The sequence below is a fragment of the Pseudoalteromonas sp. KG3 genome, from assembly GCF_030436385.1.
GTDB lineage: Bacteria > Pseudomonadota > Gammaproteobacteria > Enterobacterales > Alteromonadaceae > Pseudoalteromonas > Pseudoalteromonas prydzensis.
Genome location: NZ_CP098524.1, coordinates 541,061 through 566,257 on the forward strand (window position 1 = coordinate 541,061; position 25,197 = coordinate 566,257).

General features: G+C 41.3%; 21 protein-coding genes and 1 pseudogene. 10 read left to right on the plus strand and 12 right to left on the minus strand.

Features of this window, described 5'->3' with window-relative positions; genetic code table 11:
* Window positions 1-21 precede the first annotated feature (21 nt).
* The 5 genes and pseudogenes from NDQ71_RS20935 to NDQ71_RS20955 all read left to right on the plus strand — a co-directional run.
* Window positions 22-618, plus strand: a pseudogene (locus NDQ71_RS20935) (PPC domain-containing protein); the annotation flags it as partial.
* Between the two features lie 95 nt (window positions 619-713).
* On the plus strand, window positions 714-2,576 hold the full coding sequence (locus NDQ71_RS20940; RefSeq protein WP_301563087.1) for a M28 family metallopeptidase: 1,863 nt from the start codon (window positions 714-716) through the stop codon (window positions 2,574-2,576).
* 196 nt (window positions 2,577-2,772) lie between these two features.
* Window positions 2,773-4,599: an ATP-dependent DNA helicase gene (locus tag NDQ71_RS20945; protein WP_301563101.1), complete on the plus strand. Its 1,827-nt coding sequence runs from the start codon at window positions 2,773-2,775 to the stop codon at window positions 4,597-4,599.
* A gap of 13 nt (window positions 4,600-4,612) precedes the next feature.
* Window positions 4,613-5,323 carry a tRNA (adenosine(37)-N6)-threonylcarbamoyltransferase complex dimerization subunit type 1 TsaB gene (gene tsaB / locus NDQ71_RS20950; RefSeq protein ID WP_192542077.1) on the plus strand — a complete coding sequence of 237 codons (711 nt, stop codon included), beginning with the start codon at window positions 4,613-4,615 and terminating at the stop codon, window positions 5,321-5,323.
* A 75-nt stretch (window positions 5,324-5,398) separates the two neighbouring features.
* On the plus strand, window positions 5,399-5,728 hold the full coding sequence (locus NDQ71_RS20955) for a hypothetical protein (RefSeq protein ID WP_192542076.1): 330 nt from the start codon (window positions 5,399-5,401) through the stop codon (window positions 5,726-5,728).
* 224 nt (window positions 5,729-5,952) lie between these two features.
* Here NDQ71_RS20955 and NDQ71_RS20960 read toward each other — a convergent pair whose 3' ends face one another.
* Window positions 5,953-7,242 carry an alkaline phosphatase gene (locus NDQ71_RS20960; RefSeq protein WP_192542075.1) on the minus strand — a complete coding sequence of 430 codons (1,290 nt, stop codon included), beginning with the start codon at window positions 7,240-7,242 and terminating at the stop codon, window positions 5,953-5,955.
* Window positions 7,243-7,343: 101 nt separating this feature from the next.
* Here NDQ71_RS20960 and NDQ71_RS20965 point away from each other — a divergent pair, with 101 nt between their 5' ends.
* From NDQ71_RS20965 to rnd, 3 genes are all read left to right on the plus strand, one after another.
* Window positions 7,344-8,195 carry an alpha/beta hydrolase gene (locus NDQ71_RS20965; RefSeq protein WP_192542087.1) on the plus strand — a complete coding sequence of 284 codons (852 nt, stop codon included), beginning with the start codon at window positions 7,344-7,346 and terminating at the stop codon, window positions 8,193-8,195.
* A gap of 121 nt (window positions 8,196-8,316) precedes the next feature.
* The gene (gene fadD / locus NDQ71_RS20970; RefSeq protein WP_064664950.1) at window positions 8,317-9,969 is read left to right on the plus strand and encodes a long-chain-fatty-acid--CoA ligase FadD; all 1,653 of its coding nucleotides are present in this window, start codon (window positions 8,317-8,319) and stop codon (window positions 9,967-9,969) included.
* 50 nt (window positions 9,970-10,019) lie between these two features.
* Window positions 10,020-11,150 (plus strand): ribonuclease D, encoded by a 1,131-nt coding sequence (rnd, locus tag NDQ71_RS20975; RefSeq protein WP_064664949.1) that lies wholly within the window; start codon window positions 10,020-10,022, stop codon window positions 11,148-11,150.
* Between the two features lie 50 nt (window positions 11,151-11,200).
* Here rnd and NDQ71_RS20980 read toward each other — a convergent pair whose 3' ends face one another.
* The 8 genes from NDQ71_RS20980 to NDQ71_RS21015 form a co-directional block, all read right to left on the minus strand.
* Window positions 11,201-12,022 (minus strand): sugar phosphate isomerase/epimerase, encoded by an 822-nt coding sequence (locus NDQ71_RS20980; RefSeq protein ID WP_301563088.1) that lies wholly within the window; start codon window positions 12,020-12,022, stop codon window positions 11,201-11,203.
* 74 nt (window positions 12,023-12,096) lie between these two features.
* A complete protein-coding gene (locus NDQ71_RS20985; protein WP_086959932.1) occupies window positions 12,097-13,065 on the minus strand; it encodes an IS30 family transposase in 969 nt (322 codons plus the stop codon).
* Between the two features lie 218 nt (window positions 13,066-13,283).
* Entirely contained in the window at window positions 13,284-14,042 is a 759-nt protein-coding gene (locus NDQ71_RS20990) for a gluconate 2-dehydrogenase subunit 3 family protein (RefSeq protein ID WP_192542072.1), read from the minus strand.
* Window positions 14,043-14,044: 2 nt separating this feature from the next.
* The gene (locus tag NDQ71_RS20995) at window positions 14,045-15,724 is read right to left on the minus strand and encodes a GMC family oxidoreductase (protein WP_064664946.1); all 1,680 of its coding nucleotides are present in this window, start codon (window positions 15,722-15,724) and stop codon (window positions 14,045-14,047) included.
* 2 nt (window positions 15,725-15,726) lie between these two features.
* A complete protein-coding gene (locus tag NDQ71_RS21000) occupies window positions 15,727-16,419 on the minus strand; it encodes a DUF1080 domain-containing protein (protein WP_192542071.1) in 693 nt (230 codons plus the stop codon).
* Window positions 16,420-16,455: 36 nt separating this feature from the next.
* Complete coding sequence (locus tag NDQ71_RS21005; RefSeq protein WP_064664944.1) at window positions 16,456-17,673, minus strand: sugar MFS transporter; 1,218 nt, start codon at window positions 17,671-17,673, stop codon at window positions 16,456-16,458.
* A gap of 15 nt (window positions 17,674-17,688) precedes the next feature.
* On the minus strand, window positions 17,689-18,744 hold the full coding sequence (locus NDQ71_RS21010; protein ID WP_064664943.1) for a sugar phosphate isomerase/epimerase: 1,056 nt from the start codon (window positions 18,742-18,744) through the stop codon (window positions 17,689-17,691).
* Entirely contained in the window at window positions 18,737-19,912 is a 1,176-nt protein-coding gene (locus tag NDQ71_RS21015) for a Gfo/Idh/MocA family protein (RefSeq protein WP_064664942.1), read from the minus strand. The genes NDQ71_RS21010 and NDQ71_RS21015 overlap by 8 nt, the downstream gene beginning before the upstream one ends.
* Window positions 19,913-20,074: 162 nt before the next feature.
* Here NDQ71_RS21015 and NDQ71_RS21020 point away from each other — a divergent pair, with 162 nt between their 5' ends.
* The gene (locus tag NDQ71_RS21020) at window positions 20,075-20,800 is read left to right on the plus strand and encodes an AraC family transcriptional regulator (protein WP_064664941.1); all 726 of its coding nucleotides are present in this window, start codon (window positions 20,075-20,077) and stop codon (window positions 20,798-20,800) included.
* Here the strand turns inward: NDQ71_RS21020 and NDQ71_RS21025 are convergent.
* Both NDQ71_RS21025 and NDQ71_RS21030 read right to left on the minus strand, forming a co-directional pair.
* Window positions 20,797-21,672, minus strand: coding sequence for a BadF/BadG/BcrA/BcrD ATPase family protein (locus NDQ71_RS21025; RefSeq protein WP_064664940.1), 876 nt, complete (start codon window positions 21,670-21,672; stop codon window positions 20,797-20,799). The genes NDQ71_RS21020 and NDQ71_RS21025 overlap by 4 nt on opposite strands.
* A complete protein-coding gene (locus tag NDQ71_RS21030) occupies window positions 21,665-22,408 on the minus strand; it encodes a copper homeostasis protein CutC (protein ID WP_192542069.1) in 744 nt (247 codons plus the stop codon). The genes NDQ71_RS21025 and NDQ71_RS21030 overlap by 8 nt, the downstream gene beginning before the upstream one ends.
* Window positions 22,409-22,802: 394 nt before the next feature.
* On the opposite strand from NDQ71_RS21030, the gene NDQ71_RS21035 reads away from it, so the two are divergent.
* Complete coding sequence (locus NDQ71_RS21035; RefSeq protein WP_301563089.1) at window positions 22,803-23,855, plus strand: TonB-dependent receptor plug domain-containing protein; 1,053 nt, start codon at window positions 22,803-22,805, stop codon at window positions 23,853-23,855.
* Window positions 23,856-23,858: 3 nt separating this feature from the next.
* Here the strand turns inward: NDQ71_RS21035 and NDQ71_RS21040 are convergent.
* Window positions 23,859-25,039, minus strand: a protein-coding gene (locus tag NDQ71_RS21040; RefSeq protein ID WP_192543254.1) for an IS3 family transposase whose coding sequence is annotated in 2 segments (ribosomal slippage) — window positions 23,859-24,781 and window positions 24,781-25,039 — 1,182 coding nt in all. Because the reading frame shifts where the segments join, the coding sequence is not laid out codon by codon here.
* Window positions 25,040-25,197: the final 158 nt, after the last annotated feature.

Consider the following 25,197-nt stretch of genomic DNA (forward strand, 5'->3'; position numbering starts at 1 on the left):
TTATTTCTGGGGATCCCTTAGGGTATTAGTGGTAGTGAAAAACAACAACTGTTTTTTACTTTAGATGTACCAGCCAATGCGACTAACCTACAGTTCAATACTGCGGGTGGCACTGGTGATGCGGATCTCTATGTTAAGTTTGGCTCTAAACCAACACTCACTACTTTTGACTGCAATAGTACAACTTCAACAAGCACTGAAAACTGTGCTATTAGTAATGTTCAAGCGGGTACTTACTATGTAATGGTTGAAGCATGGAATCAAATATCAGGTATATCACTGACGGGGAGTTTTGACGGCGGCAATGGTGGACCGACTCCCATTAACCGTACAGAATCTAATCTTAGTGTAAGCCAAAATGGTTGGACTCGATTCAGCCAAGATCTTGGCGCAGGGTACTCGTCATTAGATGTATTGATTGCTGGTGGCTCAGGTGATGCAGACTTGTATGTTAACTTTGGTTCACCATCTTCAACGTCATCTTATCAGTGTCGCCCATATAAAAATGGCAACAATGAAAGCTGCAACATAGCCAATCCACAAGCTGGTACTTGGTATGTAGATTTAAGAGGCTACAGTGCTGCCAGCGGCGTAACCTTGACTATATCTGCTAACTAACCAACCCCTCACCAAAGGGAGCATCCGCTCCCTTATTTATCTGTTTATTTTTTTGCACATAAATTCAATAAACACAGATTAAAAAGGAAATCTTTATGAATATTTTTGCACCCAGTGCATTGCTTGGCATCGTGTCACTGTTGGTAAGTCCGCTGAGCGTAGCACAAGATGTTGAGAAGATTTGGGTCACGATAGACCCTATCGCCGCTAAGCATTATAAGTTGAATCAAACAGCTCATCATCACAATGCAGAACGTCTTACTGTACAAGACTCTCGTTTAGAAACCGTGAATTTTATGCGTATCAATCAAGCTGAAGTCGCCAGTTTAAGTGAGTTTATGCATGATAATTATCATCGCTGTGGTGGTTTTGTCGCACATGATTCATTGGCTGAAGCAGAGCTTTATACTGAACAATTAGCAACAGTGCAAAGCCTGGCTACGAATACCGTTGCAGCTACTTACAGCATCGATAATGGGCAAACTGTTCAACAACTTATTAATACGATTAGTGCCAATGATTTAACCAATACAGTTAATTCTATGAGCAATTTCCATAATCGCTATTACTCAGTGCAAAGTGGCGTTGATGCATCGCAGTGGTTAAAAAACTACTGGCAGCAGTTAGCCAGTAGCCGTACGGATATTAGTGTTGATTATTTTAGCCATAGTTGGGCGCAGTCATCGGTCATTGTAACTATTGCTGGTAGTGAAAAAGCGGACGAAATAGTGGTTATTGGTGGACATTTAGACTCTATTAACCAATCGGATCCAAGTAATGGCCGAGCACCTGGTGCCGATGATAATGCCTCTGGTATTGCCGTGTTATCTGAAGTACTACGCGCCATTGTGGTCAACGACTATAAACCACAACGAACGATTAAAATAATGGGGTTTGCTGCGGAAGAGGTGGGGCTGCGTGGTTCTAAAGCCATTGCCTCTGCGTATAAATCGCAAGGTAAGAATGTACTGGGCATGGTGCAATTTGATATGACCGGTAACCATGGTAGTAGCGATGATATTGTGATGATGACAGATTACACAAATACCGCCCAAAATCAGTTTTTAGGACAGTTGATTGATACTTACTTACCAGCGATTACATATGGCTTTGACCAATGTGGTTATGGTTGTTCAGATCATGCCTCGTGGTATCAGCAGGGGTTCGCGGCTTCTATGCCTTTTGAGTCGCGCATGGCTGATATTAACCCGCTGATCCATACAGCAAACGACAGTAGTTTTGATGCTGATCATGCGACTAAGTTTGCAAAATTAGCTGTCAGCTACCTTGCTGAAATGGCGAAAAATGCTGGAGATATTGACCCTCCAGCTAACAATGAATTAGAAAACGGAGTGACAGTTACCGATATCAATGCGCTGGCCAAACAACAAGTTTTTTATACTTTGTCGGTACCAGTGGGAAGCAGTAACTTAAGTTTCACCACAACCGGTGGCAGTGGCGATGCAGACCTTTATGTGAAGTATGCAAGCCCTCCGACTTTGCAAGACTTTGATTGTAAAAGTACCACCGCCACAAGTAATGAAACATGCGCTATTAATAATCTACAAGCAGGCATTTACCACGTTATGGTTGAAGCTTGGAGTCAGATCACAGGGGTATCATTAACGGGTAGTTACACAGCAACATCCGAAGCACCGTCTATTAATAGGGTTGAGAGTAATGTCAGTGTGGCTACAGGTGAGTGGATGCGCTTTACTCAGCAGTTACCTAGTGGTTACAGCGCGCTTGATGTATCAATAGCCGGTGGTAATGGCGATGCAGATTTGTATATGAATTTTGCAGCACCGTCTTCAACGACCACATATCAGTGTCGACCTTATAAAAATGGTAATAATGAAAGCTGTACAATTACTAACCCTCAAGCAGGAACTTGGTATATTGATCTACATGGCTATAGCGCAGCAAGTGGGATCACTTTGGCTATTACTGCGCAGTAATGCTAAGCCTTAAATAGCAAAGGTAAGCTCCTTTGCTATTTGCTTTGCGTATTCACTTGCTCTAGCTACTGCGCTTGCGTAAAATCTTGCCATTATTTTTAGTTAAGCGATCGTTATTATCAAACAGCTTTTTAGTGCAGATGGGCCATTGGCGTTGTCATTGGACGGTTATACTCCGCGTCAGCCGCAAATTGACATGGCGGTGGCGGTCAGTGAGGCATTGAAAAACCGCACCCAGCTCGTGGTCGAGGCGGGCACAGGTACAGGTAAAACCTATGCTTATCTTGCTCCAGCATTAAAATCTAAAGGTAAAACCATTATTTCTACCGGTACAAAGGCGCTGCAAGAGCAGTTGTATCATAGAGATCTGCCACAGTTAGTAAAAGCACTCAACGCCAGTAAAAAAACCGCCTTACTAAAAGGGCGTAGTAATTACTTGTGCACCTACCGGCTAAACCAGCATGTTGCCCATGTACCGACTGATGACTCTGACGTGATGCACCAACTCGCTATGGTGGCTAAATTTGCCAGTGAAACCCACACGGGTGATTTAGCTGATTGTATTGGTATTGAAGAAGACGCCAAAGTTTTACCTTATGTAAGCTCTACCGCTGATAATTGTTTAGGTAAAGAATGCCCCGATTTTCAAGATTGCTATATTCGTAAAGCGCGCCTAAAAGCTATGGATGCCGATGTAGTAGTGGTTAATCACCATTTATTTTTTGCTGATATGGCAGTGAAAGACACCGGATTTGCAGAGCTTATTCCAACCGCTGACGCCTATATTTTTGATGAAGCACATCAGCTGAGCGAAATTGCCAGTGATTATTTTGGTGAAAGTGTCAGTACCAAAAAGCTGGTGGATCTAATTAACGATTTGCGCGCCATTTATCGTGCCGACATCCCCGATATGCTGCAATTAGGTAAAACGCTCAATAAGTTAGAAACCAGTGTTGCTGATTTACGCTTGCAGTTTGGTCTTGATGGTAGTCGTGGAGATTGGCGGCAAATGCTGGCAAGTAAAGAAATTTGCGCCGCATTACATCGTGTTATTAGTGATCTCGATTTTTTATATCAAGTGCTTAAACATTGCTTAGATAGAAGTGAAAAAATAGAACACCCATTTGAGCGCACCCTTGCGTTCAAATGCCAATTAGAACGGGTGTTTGATATTAGCCAAACCGGCTACAGTTATTGGTATGAAACAACTCGCCGTTATCTAACCGTGCATGTTACGCCACTTAATGTGTCAGTTAAATTTGCACAAATGATGAAAGACACCGGCGCTGGGTTTGTATTTACCTCTGCGACTTTATCTGTCGATAATGCCCTTGATCATTTTAATGCAAGCCTTGGTCTCAAACCTGCTAAAAGCATGATGGTAGACAGCCCGTTTGATTATTATCAGCAAGCACTATTATGTTTACCGCGCTACTTACCAGAGACACACGCGGCAAATATGCCGCATGCAATCGTTAAACTTACCTTAGATTTAATAAAAGCAGCCAAAGGGCGCTGTTTTGTATTATTTACTAGCTATCGGATGATGCACTTAGTGGCTGAGGGGTTAAGTACACAAATTGATTATCCAATCTATATGCAAGGGCAAATGTCTAAGCGTATTATACTTGAAAAGTTCACCCGTCATGGTAATGCTGTACTCCTTGGTACGGCTTCATTTTGGGAGGGGGTTGATGTTCGAGGTAGTGCGTTAAGTTGTGTTATTATTGACAAATTGCCTTTTGCGGCGCCGGATGATCCATTATTACAAGCTAAAATGCAGGATGCACAATTACAAGGCCATGACCCGTTTGCTTATATACAATTACCGCAAGCCGTGATTGCGTTAAAACAAGGTGTTGGTCGTTTAATTCGTGATAATAAAGACAAGGGGGTGTTGGTCATTTGCGATAACCGCCTAGTAACACGTCAATATGGCCAAGTATTCTTAAAAAGCTTGCCGCCGATGCGCCGTACCAGAAGCTTGGCTGCTGCCAGCGAATTTTTAGAACATATTAATTAGAGAAATAACTTCCATGAATACGCAACTAACTGCGAGCAACATAAACATACTGGCGTTTGATGCCTCTACCGAAGCATTGTCATTAGTGCTTAGTTATAACGGTCAACTTTTTCACCATTTTGAAGAGTGCCCGCAGCAACATAGCCAAAAGATTTTACCACTAGTAGATTCATTGTTAGCGCAAGCAAATTGTAAATTAACAGATTTAGATGTCATTGGTTTCGGCCAAGGTCCGGGGAGTTTTACCGGCGTACGTATTAGTGTTGCGATTGCACAAGGTCTCGCTTATGCCTGTAAATTGCCGCTGGTTGGGGTATCAACGCTGCAAATGATGGCACAACAAGCGTATCAGCAAACCGGTGAAACACATGTTTATAGTGCCATTGATGCGCGTATGGGCGAGGTTTATTTTGCTCACTATACGCTAAATAATATTGGTATTATGGCGTTGCAAGGTGAAGAGCAAGTATTAAAACCAGCATTGCTAAGCCTTGCAGATAAGCATGGCATTGCGGTTGGAACGGGCTGGCAAAGCTACCCAGACATACTGCAAGATAATGCTAATATTGTGGTTAACAACGAGATCACATTACCAGATGCAGGCTTTATGTTAGCCAATGTTAGCCATGAGTTTACAGCGAAACGGACTGTGTCTGCGTCGCAAGCTCAGCCAAAATATGTACGTGATACAGTGACATGGAAAAAGCTTCCAGGTCGCGAATAAAGCGATTGGCAAAGCAACTTGCAAGGTTATTAAATATGGCACATAATTTAATAACCTAAATAGTGAGACGTGATTGTGACAATACCCATTGGCTCAGGTTTTTACACGGGAGACATCCCCGGTAAAATCACCTCAAAACAGACTATACCTAATAAACCTCAAGGCTTATTAAAGCAACCTGTTGCCGATAATAAAAAGTCTGCTGAATTTGTAAAATCGAGTCAAGCAGGTATTGCGCTTGCTGATAAATTTCAGAGCGAAACCGTACCGCCGAGCTATCGACAAACTATTTATGATCAACCTACTGTAAAAGTAAGTCGCGCTATTTCTACATATACCGAGTTTGCAAACTTAGAGCGTCGAGCTGAAGTACAAAGCTTGATCGGTGTTGATATATACGCCTAATAAACCCCGTACTTTAATAAACCAGTTTTTATTAGTTAACCTGTTATCACTCTCAATTTAAAACATTTAATAAAATATTATAAGGTAGTTAGGTTTTTCAGCGCGCATAGCAAAGTTGGGCGGGAATTAAAAAAGCCCTACTATAATGTAGCAGGGCTGTTTTTTATAAGGGTGCATTTTAAATTGTTGCTACTTTTCATAAAAAATAACTTAAACACGCAAGCTTATTTTTTTTCGATAAAACTAATCAGCTTATTTGCTATATCAGTATTATTTTGCGAGCCGATAAATTGCTCAGCACCTTTACCATGAGCGAAAACTTGTACGTCAATTGCGGTATGGCCGCCTGTTGTCCAACCAGTAAAACTGGCGTTACTGATAATATCTTTAATGGCTAAGTTTAATGCTTTGTCACCTAACTTTTTCGCTTGTTCAAGCTTAGCTTGGTTTACCGGTGTGTAGTCAATATTTGTATTAGCGGTCCAAATCGTTTTTAAATCATCCGAGGCTAACATTTGTTCGGTTAATTTAACGGCAGTAGCTTTAACGCCTTTAACAACCTCAGTTTCCCATTTATATTGACCATGAGCACCTAATGTTAGTCCGCCAGTAGAGTGATCAGCTGTGATCACTAGTAAGGTATCTGGGTTGTTATCAACGTAGGCTTTTGCTTGCTCAATTGATTTAGCAAAGTCATCCATTTCAGCCATCGCACAGGCAATGTCATTAGCATGTCCACACCAATCAATCTGGCTGCCTTCGATCATCACAAAAAAGCCGTCTTTTTTGTTTTTATCAAGCAACTCAAGTGCTTTATTGGTCATTTGAGTTAATCGAGTTGGATTGTTATCTAACGCAAAATCAAGGCCAACTGGGGCAAATAAACCCAAAGCAGGAATTTGCTTGATGTCTTTCAAAGTAGCAAAGTCATCACTGTATTGATAGCCAGCCTGTTTAAACTCTTCGACCAAATTACGGTCTTCGCGGATATAATATTTAGTGCCGCCACCAAGCATTAGATCGACAGGTAATTTACCCGCTATTTTATTATCGATGTAATCATCGGCAATTTCATCATAGTTACGACGTGATTCATTATGAGAGGCGAAACTAGCAGGGGTGGCATGGTTAATTTGCGAGGTGGCAACAAGTGCAGTGATCATGCCTTGTTGTTTGGCGATCTCAAGCATGGTTTTAAGTGGTTTTTTATGAGTATCAACAGCAATAGCACCATTATAGCTTTTATGGCCAGAGCTTAATGCGGTTGCACCTGCGGCACTGTCAGTTACATAGGTATGATCGTCAGGATAGGTGTGGGCCATACCCGTAAGCATAGTGTCAAATACAGTACTTTCTATTTCTTTAGTTGCTGGGTCATCTTTAAAATAACGGTATGCTGTAGTATAAGCGGGCCCCATACCATCACCAATCATATAAATAATATTTTTCGGTGCTTGCTCTGCGTATGCAGTTGCAGAGCATAATAATGCCAAGAGGCTAATGTGTTTTTTCATTTTTGTACCCTGTTTATTATGTGGTGTTATTGTATACCCCCCTGTATGATAAATAAATGTCTTTTACGGTAAACAACCCAAAAATAAAGAGGAATTACCAAGTGCATCCATTTTCAGTACAAAGTGGCGAATTAACACTTCATGGCCTAACCTTTGGCCAAGGCGATGAAGTTGTGATTGGGTTGCACGGCTGGTTAGATAATTGCCATACATTTTTACCAATGCTAGAAAACAGCGCATTATCTGCAACTTGGTATTGCATTGATTTACCAGGACACGGTAAGTCTGATTGGCGAGGGGCTGATGCCCACTATTATTTTATAGATTATATAGATGATATTTATAATTTAATTGATAAACTTGGGGTTGATAAAGTACATTTGGTTGGCCACTCGATGGGGGCTATGGCGGCAGGGCTGTTTGCCAGTTGTTTTGCTGAAAAAGTAAAATCAGTGACTATGATAGAAGGGCTTGGTGTGATCACGACCCCAAGTGAACAAGTTGTTGAGCAACTGCGCAACGCAATTTTAAACCGACATCGTCTCAAGCAAAAAAAACCAAGACATTACGACTCAAAACAAACAATATACCAAGCGCGTGCGCAAGTTAGTGACATACCATTTGATTTAGTGACAGTCCTTATGGAGCGAAATATAATCAAAAGTGATCAGGGTTGGATGTTAAGTACTGATCCAAAGCTTAAAAATCATTCAGGTTTTAGGTTTGATGAACAACAATGTATAGCGGCAATAAGCGAAATAAATGTACCTTGCCAATTAATATTAGGACGTCAAGGTTATGCATTTGTGAATCAGAATTTAGATAAATACCATCGTTATTACAAAGAGTTAATAGTAAGCAAGGTAGAGGGAGGACATCACTGTCATATGCAAAGCCCGGCACAATGTTTACAACAAGTTCAAGCATTTATGCTGCAAACTGGTGCATGTTAATTGTATATTTGCACAAAATGTGGGAATATTTGCAAAATTAGAGTTATTGCTCAATTGTGGAATTGCCTTACTTAGTTTAAGGTTTAATAAAAATAAATTATAAATAGAACAGGAGCTAAGAGTGGAAAAAATTTGGCTGAAGCGCTACCCAGAGGGTATGCCTGAAACAATCGATCCTGAGCACTACAACTCGTTGTTAGAAGTGTTTGAAAAAAGCTTCACTGATTACAAAGATTTGCCTGCGTTTACCAATATGGGTAAAACATTGAGTTATGCTGAAATGGACAGCGCGACCAAGCGAGTCGCAGCTTACATTCAAAATGATCTTGGTTTGAAAAAAGGCGATAAAGTCGCTGTGATGATGCCAAATTTATTGCAAACTCCGGTTTCAATATTGGGCATTTTACGTGCCGGCTGTGTGGTGGTTAATGTTAATCCACTTTATACAGTTCGCGAGCTTGAACATCAGTTAAATGATTCACAAACGTCAGCAATTTTCATTCTTGCTAACTTTGCGGACACGCTCGAAAAGGCACTGCCGAATACGAATATAAAGCACATTGTTGTTACCCAAGTGGGTGATATGGTGGGTGGTATTAAAAAGCATCTAGTTAACTTTGTTGTTAAGCACATAAAAAAAATGGTGCCAAGTTATACACTGCCTGAGCCAATTAAGTTTGAAGCTTTACTTGGAACCAACGAATCTGATTACAGTAAACCGGAAGTGTGTTTATCTGATCTTGCATTTTTGCAATACACAGGTGGTACAACGGGTGTTTCTAAAGGCGCAATGTTAACCCATGGCAATATGGTGGGTAATTTAGAGCAAGTATCGGGTTGTTTAGATAAAGTATTAGTGAGCGGCAAAGAAATTGTTGTCACTGCGTTGCCGCTTTATCATATCTTTGCGCTAACGGCTAACTGTTTAACATTTATGAAGTATGGTGGATTAAATTTATTGATCACTAATCCACGTGATATGAAAGGCTTTGTAAAAGAGTTAAGCCAACATAAATTTACCGCGATTACCGGTGTAAATACATTATTTAATGGCTTACTGAATACTCCAGGCTTTGCTGAACTTGATTTTTCAAGTCTGAAAATGTCATTGGGTGGTGGTATGGCTGTGCAACGTCCTGTTGCAGAAAAATGGCAAAAAGTCACTAGCAGTAAATTAATGGAAGGCTACGGGTTAACCGAGTGTTCGCCATTGGTTACTGTCAGCCCTTATGATTTAGATGCATACAATGGTTCGATCGGTTTACCTGCGCCAAATACTGAAATCAAACTAATGTTAGATAACGGTGAAGAAGCGGCTAAAGGTGAGCCGGGTGAATTATGGGTAAAAGGTCCGCAAGTCATGGTTGGTTACTATAACCGACCAGATGCGACCGCTGAATGCCTGCAAGATGGCTGGTTTGCAACCGGTGATATTGCCACCTATGACGACGAAGGATTCTTCTACATTGTTGATCGTAAGAAGGATATGATCATCGTATCTGGCTTTAATGTGTTCCCAAATGAAATTGAAGAAGTGATAGCAATGCATGATGGCGTGCTTGAAGCTGCCGCAATTGGTATCCCACACGAAGTTAGTGGCGAACAAGTTAAAGTTTTTATTGTTAAAAAAGACCCATCTTTAACTGAAAAAGATATAATAAACCACTGTCGTGATAATTTAACTAATTACAAGGTCCCCAAACTGGTTGAGTTTAGGGATGAGTTGCCAAAAACGAATGTTGGCAAAATACTCAGACGAGCCTTGAAAGATTAGTAAGCTAAAAAGCCGACATTATTTGTCGGCTTTTTACTGTAGGAGATTAAGTGCAATATCAATTGATCCAAAACCAAAATCAATTAAATGAGTTTGTTGAGCAAATTCGTAACAAACCTATCTTAGCAATTGATACCGAATTTATGCGCCGTCGTACTTTGTATCCTGAAGTGGCACTCATCCAAGTGTTCGATGGTGAGCATTTAGCGCTTATCGACCCCCTTGCTGAATTATCGCTCTTTGATTTTTGGGAAATTTTACGCGATCCCACCGTTCTAAAAGTGTTACATTCGCCTTCTGAAGATATTGAAGTATTTCAAAAATATGCTGGCTTTGTGCCGATGCCTTTATTTGATACGCAATTTGCATTGCAATTATTAGGTAGCGGAAACTGCATGGGCTTTGCGCATATGGTTAAAAATTTACTGAATATTGAAATAGATAAAAGTGAGTCGCGGACAAATTGGTTACAGCGTCCGCTTACCGAAAAGCAGCTTGATTATGCCGCAGCGGATGTATTTCATTTATTGCCGTGTTTTGAGATTATTATTAAGCAAATAAATGAAGCTGATTTCTTTGATATTGTGATCAATGAAAGTGAGCTCGTGGCCCAAAAACGCGCTTATCAAATCCCCGATGAACATCTTTATCAAGATATTAAAAATTCATGGCAATTAAAACCTGCCGATCTCGCTGTGCTAAGAGAGCTTGCAGCATGGCGGCGTAATAAAGCGATTCGTAAAAACTTAGCGCTTAATTTTGTTTTAAAAGAACATAACTTGGTTGAAATTGCGAAACGTAAACCAACCAGTCTAAATGCACTGCGCAACATTCCAGAAGTTGAAAGTATTGAAGTTAATCGCTCTGGTGTGGAGATTTTAAAGTGCATAGAAAAAGCAAAAGTAGTGCCGGTTTCAGATTTTCCTGAGCCATTAAAACGGCTTATCGACTTTCCTGCTTATAAAAAAGTTGCTAAAGAGATCAAACAAAAGATTACTAAAGCTGCGAAAGAGCAGGGCATACCTGAAGATGTACTTGCATCTAAAAAGCAAATTAATCAGCTAATAAGTTGGAATTGGAAGTTAACTGCAGAGCAACGAGCGCAGACTCCTAAACCTGATCTGCTTAACTCATGGCGCTACGTTTATGTAAAAGATGCGCTGACCGAGTGGGATGTGTAAATAGATTGCAGGAACTCGTTTATCATTAAGCGAGTTCCTAGCGTACAGTATTACATGTTGTGAAGTATTTTATCTAAGTTAGCTTTTGATTTAGCAACGCTTTGTAAAGGCGTTAATCCAGCAGGATACTCTTCTTGCTCTACAACCAACCATTTTGTGCCACCGTCAGTAATGAGCGACTGAATTATTTTACGCCAAGGATAGTTATTTTCACCGAATATCGGGCTTAAGCCGTCATTTTCGTGGGTGCGAACTTTTAAATGTGTTGCGTAAGTTCTACCAGCGTATTTCTTTATGAAATATAGCGGCTCTTTGCCAGCGTAATGCACCCAACCAATATCTAGTTGCAGTGGCAAATTAGTGGGGGTATTACTGGCAATCGCATCCCAATAGGTCGCATTTTTAAATTGTTCAAACTCCCTATTATGATTGTGAAAGCCAATTTGCATCTCATATTTTTGTGCAATGTTATTAAGGTCTGTGAGTTGCTTTGATAGTTGCATCACACCTTTAGGATCCCAAGCACGTTCATCCCACGGCACGAATATAGTAGTTACTCCGAGTGTTTTATAAAACAGCAAGGTTTCCATTAAGTGGCTATCCGTTAATGCATCAAAACTAATATGCGCACTACTGGCCACTAAATCTAAGCTTGCCAGTTTGTTTTTAAGTGCGCGAGGGTTGTCCTTATAAGGGCCAAAATCACCTGCAAATTCGAGCCCTTGAAAGCCCATGTCGGCAAGTGCTGTGATGGTTGCATCAAAATCAGCTTTTAATGCATCTTTAACCGACCACAATTGCACGCTGACTTTAACAGGCTCACTAGTAGTTGCAGAGGCAGGAAAAGAGTGCAGTGCAAGTATGGCTAGCATACTTACGATAGCTTTAAAAAATGGTAAATAGCAGGCTTTAAACATAACTTGAATTCAAGTATTAAGTGCAATCATTATGCAGCCACCAGAACTTCTGATTGCCCCGTAAATAATTCATGAGGGGTTTTATACCCTCTTGTTTTTCTTGGCCGATGGTTGAGCTTATCAACTGCCGCCTGTATCTCTGCTTCACTTAGCGCCATAAAGTCAGTTCCCTTGGGGAAGAAGCGTCTAAGTAAGCCGTTGGTATTCTCATTTATGCCCCGCTCCCATGATGAATAGGGATGAGCGAAATACACATCAGCTTCTAATTTTTGTGCAACATGCTCATGGTGAGCAAACTCTTTTCCATTATCTAACGTCACGGTAATAACCTTACCTTTATATGGTGTCATACACGTGATCAGCGCATCGGCTGTTATTTTCGCATGCTTGCTTTCAATTCTGTGAACGACTGTATATAACGTTTTACGTTCAACCATTGTGACAAGCGCATTTTTACGCCCTTTACCTATCACTGTATCGCCCTCCCAATCACCAATCCTAGACTTTGAATCCACAATACTTGGGCGTTCATCAATGCTGACTCGATTAACTATCTGTCCACGTTTATCATAGCTTCCATAGCGTTTTTTATACTTTTTACATGCACGAGTGAGTGTCTTATGTAGCTTGCCACCACGAGCCTTGTCTCTGTAAATATATTGATAAATTGTTTCATGATGTAAAACGACCTGTTTCTCTAAAGCTAAGCGGCCTGCCACTTGCTCAGGGGAAAGTCCGTCATGCAACAATTTATTAATCCAGTGAGTGACGTCCTCTGTTAACTTACTTGCTTTGAAAGATGACTTACGTCTTTGTTCAGCAAAGTTATTGGCTTGGTTAGGCCGATAGCCTTTAAGTCCTTTATTGCGTTTTAGCTCTCTAGAAATAGATGACGGTGAACGAGTTAGTTCTTCAGCTATCTGCTTTTGGTTATTTCCTGCTTTTATTAACGCGTAAATCTGGTATCTTTCTTCTTGTGTCAGCTGTTTATATTTCATTAAAGCAATTTCCTTTGGCGAGAAAATGGCCGAATTATAACAGCTGGCCATCTAATCTGAGAAATTGCACTTATTATCCGAATTTAGGTAATAAAATACCTAAAAAATAAGCAGGGAATAAATCCCTGCTTTGGTCTGGGCAAATAGCATCTTAACCATTTTAGCACGCTAATAAATGGTTAGAGACTAAACTTGATGGGTAAAACTCTATGTTGTGATCACAGCTCCTTATAAGCGAATTCACTTAAACCAAGCTCATTTAAAACAGTATCTAAATGGGCTTTTGCTTCATTAGATGGTCCAGGGTAATCACCAGCAATCGGTACATTGCCCAGATAACCTATGTCTTTACAGCCTTCAGGCGTGCAGAAAAAGGCAGCGAGCACTAATTCTTTAAAGCGTAAAAATGCTTTGCCAATACGCTTGAACTGCGTGGGTGTTTGCTCATTCAAAAAGGCAATATCGTCTAAGATTGCACGGTGTTGTTGCTCATTAAGCGCAACAAATTGCTTTTTAAAACGCAGCTGCGATTCGTCATTAAGCCACGCGAGTGAATTTAAGATTTTAATTCGGTCTCGTTGCTGCCCTTCATAAGGGGCACTAACCCATTCATTGATAACCGCGGGTACTTGTAACTCGCTGGCTGAAGGAATAGCCCCTTCACGGGGTACAATGTAATCAGCTAACAGGGCAACTAAGGTAAGTTCGTCTGCTGTTAATGTCAGCGGCCAAGGTGATTCTGGAGGCATCACCAAATTAGGATCTTGGCCATAGCCTTTAGCTGTCACAGGTTTAATATCTAAATCAGGCCAATGCTCTTTTGCAGAAACTGGCACGTCATCTTCAAGTGCTTTTGTACAGCCAGCAGTTAAACCAACCGCAGAGCCCGCAGCTAATAAACCAAGCCATTTTAATGACTCACGGCGGCTCATGTTAGAAACATAGTTATATGAGTCGTGTTCGTTACGATGATGCATAATTAAAGTACCCCGTTATCAATTTGTTGAGCAAGCCAAGTTGAATTACGCATTGCCAGTGTCATGATGGTGAGCGTACAGTTTTTGTGAGGGTTTGACGCAAATACCCCCGCATCCATAACAAAAAGATTGTTACAATCCCATGTTTGACCCCATTGGTTTGTTACAGAGTCTTGCTTTGAGCTACCCATTCGGGTGGTGCCCACTTCATGAATAATTTCGCCGCCTTTTGAAATCGCTTTTTCAGCAGGTGGCAATTCACCAACGGTTGCACCCATATTTTCTAGGATTTGCTTCGCGGTTTTTAAGCCATGCTCAATTTGCTTTAATTCCCTGTCTGACCACTTAAAGTGGAATTTTGAAACCGGAATACCCCATTTATCTTTGACGTTTTCGTCTATTTCCATGTAAGTATCTTTGTTAGGTAACATCTCGCCACGTAATGCAAACCCTACATACGAGCCATAGGCATCACGTATTTGTTGTTTAAGGGCAGGGCCATAGCCTTGTTTATCTCCCGATACGCCAGAGCCCGGTTGTCCAAACCCTGTTCCTAGTTCAAAGTGATAACCTCGGGGGAAATCAAGTTCATTGTTTGCTTGTGCTTGGTGACCCCACCACGGAATAAATAAGTGATTGGCGGTATGGCCATCTTCGTTATAGCGTGGGCGACCTTTAAGTGCTGGAATTTGTGCGCCTAACCATGCACCGGTCGAGTCCATTAAGTTTCGGCCAACTTGACCACTTGAATTAGCCAGCCCCTTAGGGTGCTTTTTATTCTTTGAGTTTAATAAAATACGTGCTGATTCACAGGCACTTGCAGCTAAGATAACCACATCAGCATCAAGGGCATGCTCTGTTACTGTGTTTTTATCAACATAGGTTACGCCAGTTACTTTACCTTGCTCATCAACTTTCACTGATTTAACCATGGCGTCGGTTATTACTTTTAAGTTACCGGTGGCTTTTGCCATTGGTAGCAGCGATGTTGTGGTTTGGAATGCTGCACCTATCGAGCAACCAGAGCCACAAGGTGTTGCATAAAAACAGGCCATACGGTCATCTTTCGGGCGTGTTAATACCGCACGGTGCATAGGCACAGCATCAATGCCTAGTTTTTTAGCCGACGCTGCTATTAATAGCTCTGGTACCCGTGGTTTAGGTGGTGGCTGTAAAATACCTGGTGATGAATTAGGCATATCTTCGTGGCCGGTATTGGTACCACATATGCCTACAAGTTCTTCAGTTTTATCGTACCAAGGTGCTAAATCAGTATATTCAAATGGCCAGTCTGCACCATGACCATCACGGCTTTTACCTTTAAAATCGTGCTCACTAAAGCGTAATGAATAACGTCCCCAGTGGTTAGTTCGACCACCTAGCATACGCGCACGCCACCAATAAAAATCACTGCCTTTAGCACTGGTATAAGGCTCATCTGGTACTTGCCAGCCGCCATCAACGGTGGCATCGTAAAAACCAAAATTTTTATCTTTGTTACCTGCGCCCATCAGGGGCGCTTCGCTGTTACGGCGAAACATTGGGCTTTCTGTTTTAGGGTCGTAATTACGGCCTGCTTCAAGTAATAAGACTTTGTGGCCAAGTTTAGTAAGCGTATATGCTGCCATGGCACCACCGGCTCCAGAGCCGACAACTAGCACTTTATGATCAAATGTTGACATACTTACAGCTCCTTAATTTTTATGTTTTTGAACCAGACTTTATCGCCATGATCTTGCAAGCCAATACGTCCTTGTTTTGCGGTAGCAAAGTTAGACCATGTTGCAAACTTACTGTTTTTTACTAAGGTATTCCACGTACTGCTGCCCACAACAATGCTTGCCGTGCTAACCCCATTTTGCCAAACCTGTAAATGGTTGTTGAGCATCTTGATGCGCACAGTATTCCATTGCATTGCAGGTTTATGCGCTGCAGTCGGCGCCGTTAGCAAGTCATAAATGGAACCTGATAAATGAGAGTCGATTTTGGTATCTGAATGGCGCTCATTATCGATAATTTGAATTTCCGGTGCATGCGAGTAGATATACTTACCCAGTTCATCAGCGAGAACAAAAATGCCACTATTACCAACTTCACTGATTTTCCAATCAAGTTTTAAGTCAAAGTTTTCATAGCTCTTTTTCGTTAATATGTCACCACCGCCTTTGGTAAGTAACATAGCGCCATCGTCAATTATCCATTTTGAGCTGATCGAATCGCTTTTAAAATTACGCCAATGCGACATGTCATGGCCATTAAACAGTAATTGCCAGCCAGCTTTTTGTTCTTCTTTGCTTAGCTGGTTATCAGCTGTTTTGGCAAATGCAGCGCCGCTAAATGCCAGTGCAATTGACAAAACCGAGATTGATTTAAGCATGTAATACCCCTTATTTTTGTGTGCTACTTATTACTATTAAACGTATTTTTCTACATTTTTTTGTTTTGTTATAAACAGGTGAAGCCCTATAAAGACAACTATCAATACAATTGGAAAGATCAATAGGTTTTGTAAAACTGCCTGTCCAGCGAGCACTTCTATTTGCTCTGCTGAGACTTGTGTTTGTTGAGCTTGCTGTTTCGCAGTGTCAATCCAGTAACCTATAACTGGATTCCACAAGCTCATTGCAAACATGCCCGCACCACCTATCAATGACATGCCTAACGCGCCAGTTTTTGGCGTGTATTCAGCAACACAGCCAATCATGGTTGGCCAAAAATAGGTAACGCCGATGGCAAATAGTGCAGCGGCAAAATAAATTGCGCTGCCTTGCGCTTGGCTCATTAAAAATATGCCAATGGTTGAAAACACCGCTGAACCTAGTAGCACGCCCGATGGGCTAAAGCGATGCACAATAGGCCCTGCAAAGAAACGCCCTAGTGCCATTAACCCAGTAATAAGCGCGAGAATAACCATAGGCGAGGCACCTGATGAGCCGAGGATTTGTTCTATCCATTGCTGAGTACCAAACTCAGTAACTGCGGTTAGGGTCATGCAAATAATTAAAAACAGATATAAAGGTGACAGTAAGTGCTTTAAGTTACTGGTCGTTGAGTTTTGTTGAGCATCAAATTGTGGAAACTGTGCTTTGACCATCATTAAGCCATAGATAACAGTTGGCACTAGAATTAACGCCACTTGCCATTGCCAGTTCAATCCAAAAGAGGTCATTGCGTTTGACGCCAGTGCACCGATGACAATGCCGCCAGGGAACCAAACATGGAAGCGGTTTAGCATAGTAGTGGTGTTTTTCGGATACATTTGCGCAATAAGCGGATTACAGCCGGCTTCAACAGAGCCATTAGCAAAGCCGATTAAAAAGGTTGAGATAAGCAGCCCCCAAAAGCCTTCTGCCATAATAGTTAAAAGCAGTCCTGCTAAGTGACAAACAAATGCCAATGCCACTAGTTTCTTCGCGCCAATGGCATTGTATATGATGCCACCGAGCATAGTCGCAACCGGAAAACCGAGAAAAGCCATGGCATTGACCCAGCCTAGCTGAGCGCCAGTTAAACCAAACTGCTCGCCTAATTGCCCTAAAATACCGGCTCTTATTGCAAACGTCATTGATGTAACAATCAGTGCGATGCAGCAAAGCCGAAAAATAATACGGTGATTATTGTTATTATTCATTGTGTGTGATCCTGTTTATTTAATGCCTAATATCCGCTTATTTCGATCATCATTGGTTGCCATCGCACTAAAGTCATCAAATGCTTTAGCTGTGGGGCGGATCAGATGATCTTGTATAAATTTAGCGCCTTCACGCGCGCCGTCTTCAGGGTGCTTGATACAGCACTCCCATTCTAAAACGGCCCAACCATCAAACTCATATTGGGTTAATTTGCTAAAAATACTTTTAAAATCAATTTGACCATCGCCTAATGAGCGAAACCGACCTGGTCGGTCTTGCCAATTTTGATAACCACCATAGATGCCACTGCGGCCATTTTGATTAAATTCAGCATCCTTGACGTGGAATGCTTTTATACGCTTGTGATAAATATCAATAAACGAAAGATAATCAAGTTGCTGTAATACAAAATGGCTTGGATCATAAAGAATATTTACCCGAGGATGGTTATTAGTCGCGGCTAAAAAGCGCTCGAAGGTAATGCCATCATGTAAATCTTCACCTGGATGAAGCTCGTAACAAACATCCACGCCCATTTCATCAAAGTAATCTAGAATAGGTAGCCAGCGCTTAGCCAGTTCAGTAAACCCAGCCTCGACTAGGCCTTGTGGTCGTTGCGGCCAAGGGTAGAAGGTATGCCAAAGTAAAGCGCCTGAGAAAGTAACGTGGGTGGTCAAACCTAACTGTTTGCTGGCTTTGGCTGCCATCATCAATTGCTCAATCGCCCATTGGGTTCTGCCTGCAGGGTTACCGCGTAATTGTTCTGGTGCAAAGTTATCAAACATTTCATCGTATGCTGGGTGTACTGCAACTAATTGACCCTGTAAATGCGTTGATAGCTCTGAAATTGTAAGCCCTGCTTGTGCTGCAATACCAGTCACCTCATCGCAGTAAGCTTGGCTTTGAGCGGCTTTTTCTAAGTCAAACAGCTCGGGATTTGAGGTGGGGAGTTGAATTGCTTTATAGCCTAAACTTGCCGCCCACTGGCAAATACTTTTAAAGTTGTTGAAAGGGGCTTCATCACTGATGAATTGGGCTAAAAATATTGCCGGGCCTTTTATTTTATTCATAGTTTACTAATCCAATTTTAAATGAGTGCCATTTAGTGTCTAGGCTTGATGCTTCGACAGCATTTTCAATAAATGCCATGCCACGAATGGCTTCTTTAATACCTGGTACGTCATAATCAGCGTTACTCGCTAAGCTACCCGCTTTTTTCGCTTCAATCTGCTTAGCAAAATTGACATAGATATTTGCAAATGCTTCAAGGTAACCTTCTGGGTGACCCGCCGGAGCACGTAAAGCCCCTTGAGCTGCTTGGCTTTTTAGTGCGACCCCTGCGCGTAGTAAGGTCGTCGGCGCATTATGACTTTTTAGCCATAAACTATTGGGTTCCATCTGCGACCATTCGATGCTGGCTTTATCGCCGTAAATACGAATATTAAGGTTGTTTTCTTCGCCAAGTGCAACTTGGCTTGCCATTAACACGCCTTTACAACCTGTGTTAAAGCGCAGTAATACAGTGCCATCGTCATCGAGGGGTCGCCCTGGCACAACCTGATTTAAATCTGCGCATAACGCAGTTATCTCTAAGTTACTGACATATTCAGCTAAGTTTGCAGCATGGACACCAATATCGGCTATGCAGCAACTAATACCAGCTTGTTGTGGATCTAAACGCCATTTAGCTTGTTTAGCTTGCTCGTCTTCGCTACTCGAAAGCCAACCTTGACTGTATTCCACAACCACCTTGCGAATAGCCCCCAGCTCGCCTTGAGCAATACGGTGACGCGCTTCTTTGATCATCGGGTAACCCGTATAAGTGTGGGTTAAGCCATACAAGCAATCACTTGATTGCAAGGTTTGCTCTAATAACAAGGCCTCTTGTAAATTCAAGGTCGCAGGTTTGTCTGATAAAACATGAAAACCACTTTCAATGGCCAGCTTTGCGATGGGAAAATGCAAATGATTAGGGGTAACAATGGCGACAAAATCAATGCGTTGATCTGCTGGTAACTTAGCTTCCTCGATAAACATTTGCTGATAACTGTCATAGCAACGGGTTGGATTGATACCTAACATCGCTGCTGTTGCTTGGCTGCGTGTTGGATCTGAACTAAAAGAACCCGCGACTAACTCAATTAAGCCATCTAAACGTGCTGCAATACGGTGAATAGCCCCTATAAACGCGCCTTGTGCACCACCGACCATGCCCATACGGACTTTTGTTTTACTCATTAAAAGTTCCATTTCAGTAACAGACAACTGAAGTTGGTTAATATCATGTTATTAATAATAGGGAGTGCTGCGCATTAGGGCTAATATAAATTCGGTTGACAATGCAATAAAATCGGCGTTTTATATATTATTAATAAATTCTGGTTTATAGAGATTTATAGTATGGATGTTGAGACGATTATTGATAAAGCTGGTGTAAAGCAATTGATTGCTGCATTTGATTTGCTGCCTGATATTCTATTTTGGGTAAAAGATACCGAAAGTAGAATTTTGCATGCTAATCAGCACTTTATTGAGCATCAAGGGTATAAATCATTAGAGCAAATTTTGCTTAAAACGGATTTCGATTTTTCTTCAAAGCATCTTGCATTTCAATATGTGAATGACGACAAACGGGTTATGAACGGCTATATTGTGACGGACCGATTAGAATTAAATCAGACATCAAATGGTGAATTAGCTTGGTTTTCAACATCGAAAAAAATGATTTGTGATGATCAGGGTAATCTACTTGGTACGTATGGGATTACACGCCATTTACAGAAAACCTCCAAGGCGCTTTCTCATGTCAGAGCCATTGAAGGTCCGGTTAATTATATTCGCGAGCATTATCATAGCAATATTTGTATTGAAGAATTAGCCGAACTTGCGCACTTATCCGTAAGTGCACTAGAGCGGCGTTTTAAAAAACATTTGGCAAAAACACCGAACCAATTTATTAATGAAATACGCCTCGAAAATGCCCGTAAGTTACTGGTTGAAACGCGTTTACCGATTTCACAAATAGCCTATCAATGTGGCTTTGCTGAACCTAGTTATTTTAGTAAGCAATTCAGACGCTTATTTGGTGAAATTCCATCACAGATGCGTGCTCATATTGAACGTTAGAGGTGCAATTTAGCTAATTGAATTGCACCTTGCTCAGGCGAGCGTTGTGCATCGCATAAATAGCTTTGTGTTGTGTATGATAACCAAGGCGTAATTGCTTTTGCGGTACCGCCCATCAATGTAATCCTTTGATAGCCAAGCTTAACTAAATGTTCGATATAGCGGGTAATAAATTCGGCTGCTTGGGTTAATATCATATGTGCGACAGGATCCCCTTGCATTTTGAACACCAAAGGAGCAAAACTGGCAAAGTAGGCAGGTTTTGCATTATGTGCTTGCTCAGTCAGCGAACTACTATTGTCGCAGTTAAGCTCTGTTAATAAACATTGGATCAGCGGACTTAAAGGCGACATTTCGTCTAACACTTCTAATGTGTATCTAAATAAACTTAAACCGATCCAACTTCCGCTTGCACCGTCACTTAATAATAAACCATGGCCTCCTAATTCAATAATTGAGTTACCTTTTATCGCACCGGCACAAAATCCAGTACCTAATATAATAATTGCACCGCTACCATCACCATGCGCACCTTGACAGGCTATGTGCAAATCAGTCGAAAAATTAAATTGTGCAAAGGGGTGTTGCCATTGCGCCATGGTATTTTTTGCACCATTTAATCCCGCACCAGCAAGACCTGCAAAAGCATTAATTCTAGAAATAGCACTGGCTGGAAGGTTCGCTTTTTGTAAGGCAAGTGCAGTGGCCGCAAGAATAGATTGTTGGGCAACCGTCACTGAGGTGGCAATATTAGCTGGGCCACTTTGTGCTACCGCAAGCAATCCACCACGGTCGTTTTCAAGTCTTACTAGGCATTTGGTGCCGCCGCCATCGATACCTAAAAATAACGGGGAATGAGGTTGATTAGTCATGTTTGCTCTGCTCGTTATCTGATCTTTGTAAAATAGCGTTTATTAATAATGGGTCTACTAAACCAGCACTATTAAGTACCCCTGAATAAGCATGTAATGATATTAAATGTTCGCTGCCAAGCTGCCACAAAATGTGTGCATTGTTAGCAGTTACACCGCCACCGATAACGATCTCAATTTGTCCATTCGCGTCAGCAATGATGCTCTGTAGCTGTTTCAGGCCATGCATTACATTGCTGTTATCAGCCCAGTGTGTGCCATTACTAAGAATACGATCAACCCCTAGATTAGTTAACATTTTAATCGCGCTGCGGCTATTAGTAATACAATCAAAGGCACGGTGAAAGGTTGTTGCGAGTTGATTTCGTTGAGCGCATTCAACCAGTTTAGCTGTGGCTGCTACATCAAGCTCATTGTTTGCAATAGCGCCAAATACCACACCAGTGGCACCTAATTGTGCTGCGCGTGTTATCTGACTAGTCATGGTTTTCAGTAATGCGGCATCAACATTAAAGTGCTCCGCGATTGGCCTTACCATCACCAGCAACTCGCCATTTGAGGGTAATGCTTTTGCTGCAGTTTCAATTTCACCTGGCGTAGGACTTAGTCCAGCAAGATGCATTGCACCGCACAGCTCGATGCGACTTGCACCTGCTTTGAATGCAGTTTTTACATTATTAATGAGATTAATATGATCATCTGCATTTAAGCAAATTTCTAAATTTTTACCCATCATGTAATTCCTTAATCTTAAGGCGACTAATTTCAATAAATTATTTAATATTAAGGTCGTTACTATAATAATAAAATATACCCTTTATATTCAGTGGGTTAAATTTTATTGCTGCGTGTTTTTTATACTAAAAAACGTCAGATTAACTTCCTCTTGAGTTTTTCACTATAAATGAGGTAACTATTAAATGGATCTATTTTTAAGCTAAACGCCGATTTTGTCCTGCTAGCAACCGAATTTCTATTATCACTTTCTTTAACAGAACCCTATTCTGGAAATGCACTTTAACAGGCCATTAACCCTCTGCGAAATGATCTGAGTATTACAGATTCGTTTTGTGAAGGGCTTTAATGTGAATAAATATAACCAAGCACACACAATAATAAAGGAAATTGGCATGAGCAATACTAGAACCAGTAATGAAGCGCGATTTAGTGATAATTTTAAAAAGACAGCACTGTGCATAGCTGTATTGGCATCAAGTAATATAGTAATTGCTCAAGAGCAACAAGTTGATAATGAATTTGAAGTAATTGAAGTTCGTGGCATACGCTCATCAGCAGCGCAAAATCTTGCGATTAAAAGGCTATCTACAGCAAATGTTGATGCAATTACAGCGGAAGACATTGGCAAATTCCCAGATAAAAACGTCGCAGATTCGTTACAGCGAGTTCCAGGTGTACTTATTGACCGTGATGGTGGCGAAGGTAGTCGAGTAAGTATTCGTGGCACATCTCCAGATTGGACACTAACCCAACTCAATGGTAATTACCTTGCTTCATCAGATACAGGCGTACCGAGTAGAAGCTTCAATTATGCATTATTACCATCAAGCATGATTAGTAGCGTGGAAGTTTATAAAAGTGCAGAAGCTCGCATAGATGAAGGTGGTATTGGTGGGACTGTTATTTTAAACACTCGCAAGCCGCTAGAGATGGAGCAAAATTCAGGCGCTTTAAGTGTCGAAGCAACTTACGATGATGTTTCTGAGGACTTACAACCTCAACTTAATATGCTTTATTCATGGAAGAATGATGATGAAAGTTTCGGTATTTTAGCCGGTTATACACGCCAAGATAGAACTGTTACAACAGTCTCTAATGTTGCGTCAGGCTGGCGTTTTTACTCAGATACAGTTGAAGGTGCAGACCAGCCAGCAATTGTAGATCAAGCAACAGGTGAGGTTTATAACAATGTATGGGCACCATCGGGTATGCATGTAAAAAATGCCAACCAAGATCGCACGCGTGATGGTTATCAGCTGGCGATCCAATGGATGCCAACCGATAACTTAGACCTAAATTTTAACTATTTTGGCGCTAAACTTGGTTATGATCAAACAGGACAAGAAGTGTTTTTCGCGGAATGGAATGATAATCACAATCCATATTTCGGGGTTAAGCTAGATGGAGACACTGTTGTTGCTTATGGTAATGCAGATAATGTGTAGTGGTCAACTAATTTTGGCCACAGTTTTAGAATCTTGGTATCTAACCTCAGATTCATTTGGCGCTAAACCAGCATTATAATGATGCGGTCTAACATTATTGTAATATCCATTTATGTAATCGCTTACGCTATATTTAGCTTCTTTAAAGTTTTCATATCCAACCTTTGGCATCCATTCCGTTTTAAAGCTTCTAAAAAATCGCTCCATAGCCGCATTATCCCAACAATTTCCGCGTCGACTCATACTTTGTGTAATTTTATAGCGCCATAAACGTTGGCGGTACTTCAAGCTCGTATAATGGCTCCCTTGATCTGAGTGAAACATCAACCCACTTGGCTTACCTCTACTTTCATAAGCGAGTTCAAGCGCCTTTAGTGTTAAATTAGTATCTGGCGACAACGACATTGCCCAACCAACCACTTTACGCGCAAATAAATCAATAACGACCGCTAAATAAGCCCAGCGATTGCCTGTCCAAATATACGTTACATCACCGCACCACACAGTATTCGGTTCAATAACATCAAACTGCCTATCAAGCAGGTTTGGGATTTCAAGGTGTTCATTACCACCGCGCTTATATGAATGTTGAGGAATTTGGCAACTTTCAAGCTTTAACTTAACCATTAGCTTAGCAGCACGATAACGGCTCAATTCAAAATCATTGTTTGTCGCTATTGTAGCTATTGTCCTTGCACCTGCTGAGCCTCCACTCATTCTATGTATTGCTTTAACTTCAGCCTCTAACCTTACTTGCTCAGGTGTCGGCGTTGTATCGCGTATAGCCCAATATTTATAGCTGCTGCGATGCACATCGAATACGCCACATAGCACGCTAATGGGATAATGCTCTCGTTGATTTAACTTCTCGATTAACGAGAATTGTTCAGGGAGTCGGACATCAAGAGAGCGGTAGCCTTTTTTAATATGTCCTTTTCTAATTCAATGCGTTGGATTTGCTTTTTAAGTTCACGAATTTCAATTTGTTCGGGCGTCATTGGTGAAGCCGATAGTGACTGACCATTACGCTCTTGCTTTAATTGAGTAACCCACTTACTTACGGTTGATTTACCAACACCCATAGCCTTGGCTGCATCTTCTTGCGTATAACCTTGGTCGACTACAAGCTGAGCCGTTTCTAATTTGATTGCCGCAGAATACGTTGCGCGTTTTAATTTCGTCATTTTTTCACCCAAATTTGTATGCTTATTAGCATAACATTTCTTTCTTAATGGGTGGCCAAAATCACTGTACCACTACAATGGTTTATTAAATGATAATAACTGGGGGGATGCGGATGTCAACAATGGCGTTCCAGTACGGCGCGGGCTTTTATCACCTC

Excerpts from the sequence above, each read along its gene's own strand:
- NDQ71_RS20945 (WP_301563101.1), top strand. The coding sequence starts at position 2,773 with ATGGCGGTGGCGGTCAGTGAGGCATTGAAAAACCGCACCCAGCTCGTG.
- NDQ71_RS20940 (WP_301563087.1), top strand. The coding sequence starts at position 714 with ATGAATATTTTTGCACCCAGTGCATTGCTTGGCATCGTGTCACTGTTG.
- NDQ71_RS21000 (WP_192542071.1), bottom strand. The coding sequence starts at position 16,419 with ATGCTTAAATCAATCTCGGTTTTGTCAATTGCACTGGCATTTAGCGGC.
- NDQ71_RS21025 (WP_064664940.1), bottom strand. The coding sequence starts at position 21,672 with ATGACTAATCAACCTCATTCCCCGTTATTTTTAGGTATCGATGGCGGC.
- tsaB (WP_192542077.1), top strand. The coding sequence starts at position 4,613 with ATGAATACGCAACTAACTGCGAGCAACATAAACATACTGGCGTTTGAT.
- NDQ71_RS20980 (WP_301563088.1), bottom strand. The coding sequence starts at position 12,022 with ATGCTAGCCATACTTGCACTGCACTCTTTTCCTGCCTCTGCAACTACT.
- NDQ71_RS21035 (WP_301563089.1), top strand. The coding sequence starts at position 22,803 with ATGAGCAATACTAGAACCAGTAATGAAGCGCGATTTAGTGATAATTTT.
- NDQ71_RS21030 (WP_192542069.1), bottom strand. The coding sequence starts at position 22,408 with ATGATGGGTAAAAATTTAGAAATTTGCTTAAATGCAGATGATCATATT.
- NDQ71_RS20990 (WP_192542072.1), bottom strand. The coding sequence starts at position 14,042 with ATGCATCATCGTAACGAACACGACTCATATAACTATGTTTCTAACATG.
- NDQ71_RS20995 (WP_064664946.1), bottom strand. The coding sequence starts at position 15,724 with ATGTCAACATTTGATCATAAAGTGCTAGTTGTCGGCTCTGGAGCCGGT.
- NDQ71_RS20960 (WP_192542075.1), bottom strand. The coding sequence starts at position 7,242 with ATGAAAAAACACATTAGCCTCTTGGCATTATTATGCTCTGCAACTGCA.
- NDQ71_RS21015 (WP_064664942.1), bottom strand. The coding sequence starts at position 19,912 with ATGAGTAAAACAAAAGTCCGTATGGGCATGGTCGGTGGTGCACAAGGC.
- NDQ71_RS20985 (WP_086959932.1), bottom strand. The coding sequence starts at position 13,065 with ATGAAATATAAACAGCTGACACAAGAAGAAAGATACCAGATTTACGCG.
- NDQ71_RS21010 (WP_064664943.1), bottom strand. The coding sequence starts at position 18,744 with ATGAATAAAATAAAAGGCCCGGCAATATTTTTAGCCCAATTCATCAGT.
- NDQ71_RS21020 (WP_064664941.1), top strand. The coding sequence starts at position 20,075 with ATGGATGTTGAGACGATTATTGATAAAGCTGGTGTAAAGCAATTGATT.
- NDQ71_RS21005 (WP_064664944.1), bottom strand. The coding sequence starts at position 17,673 with ATGAATAATAACAATAATCACCGTATTATTTTTCGGCTTTGCTGCATC.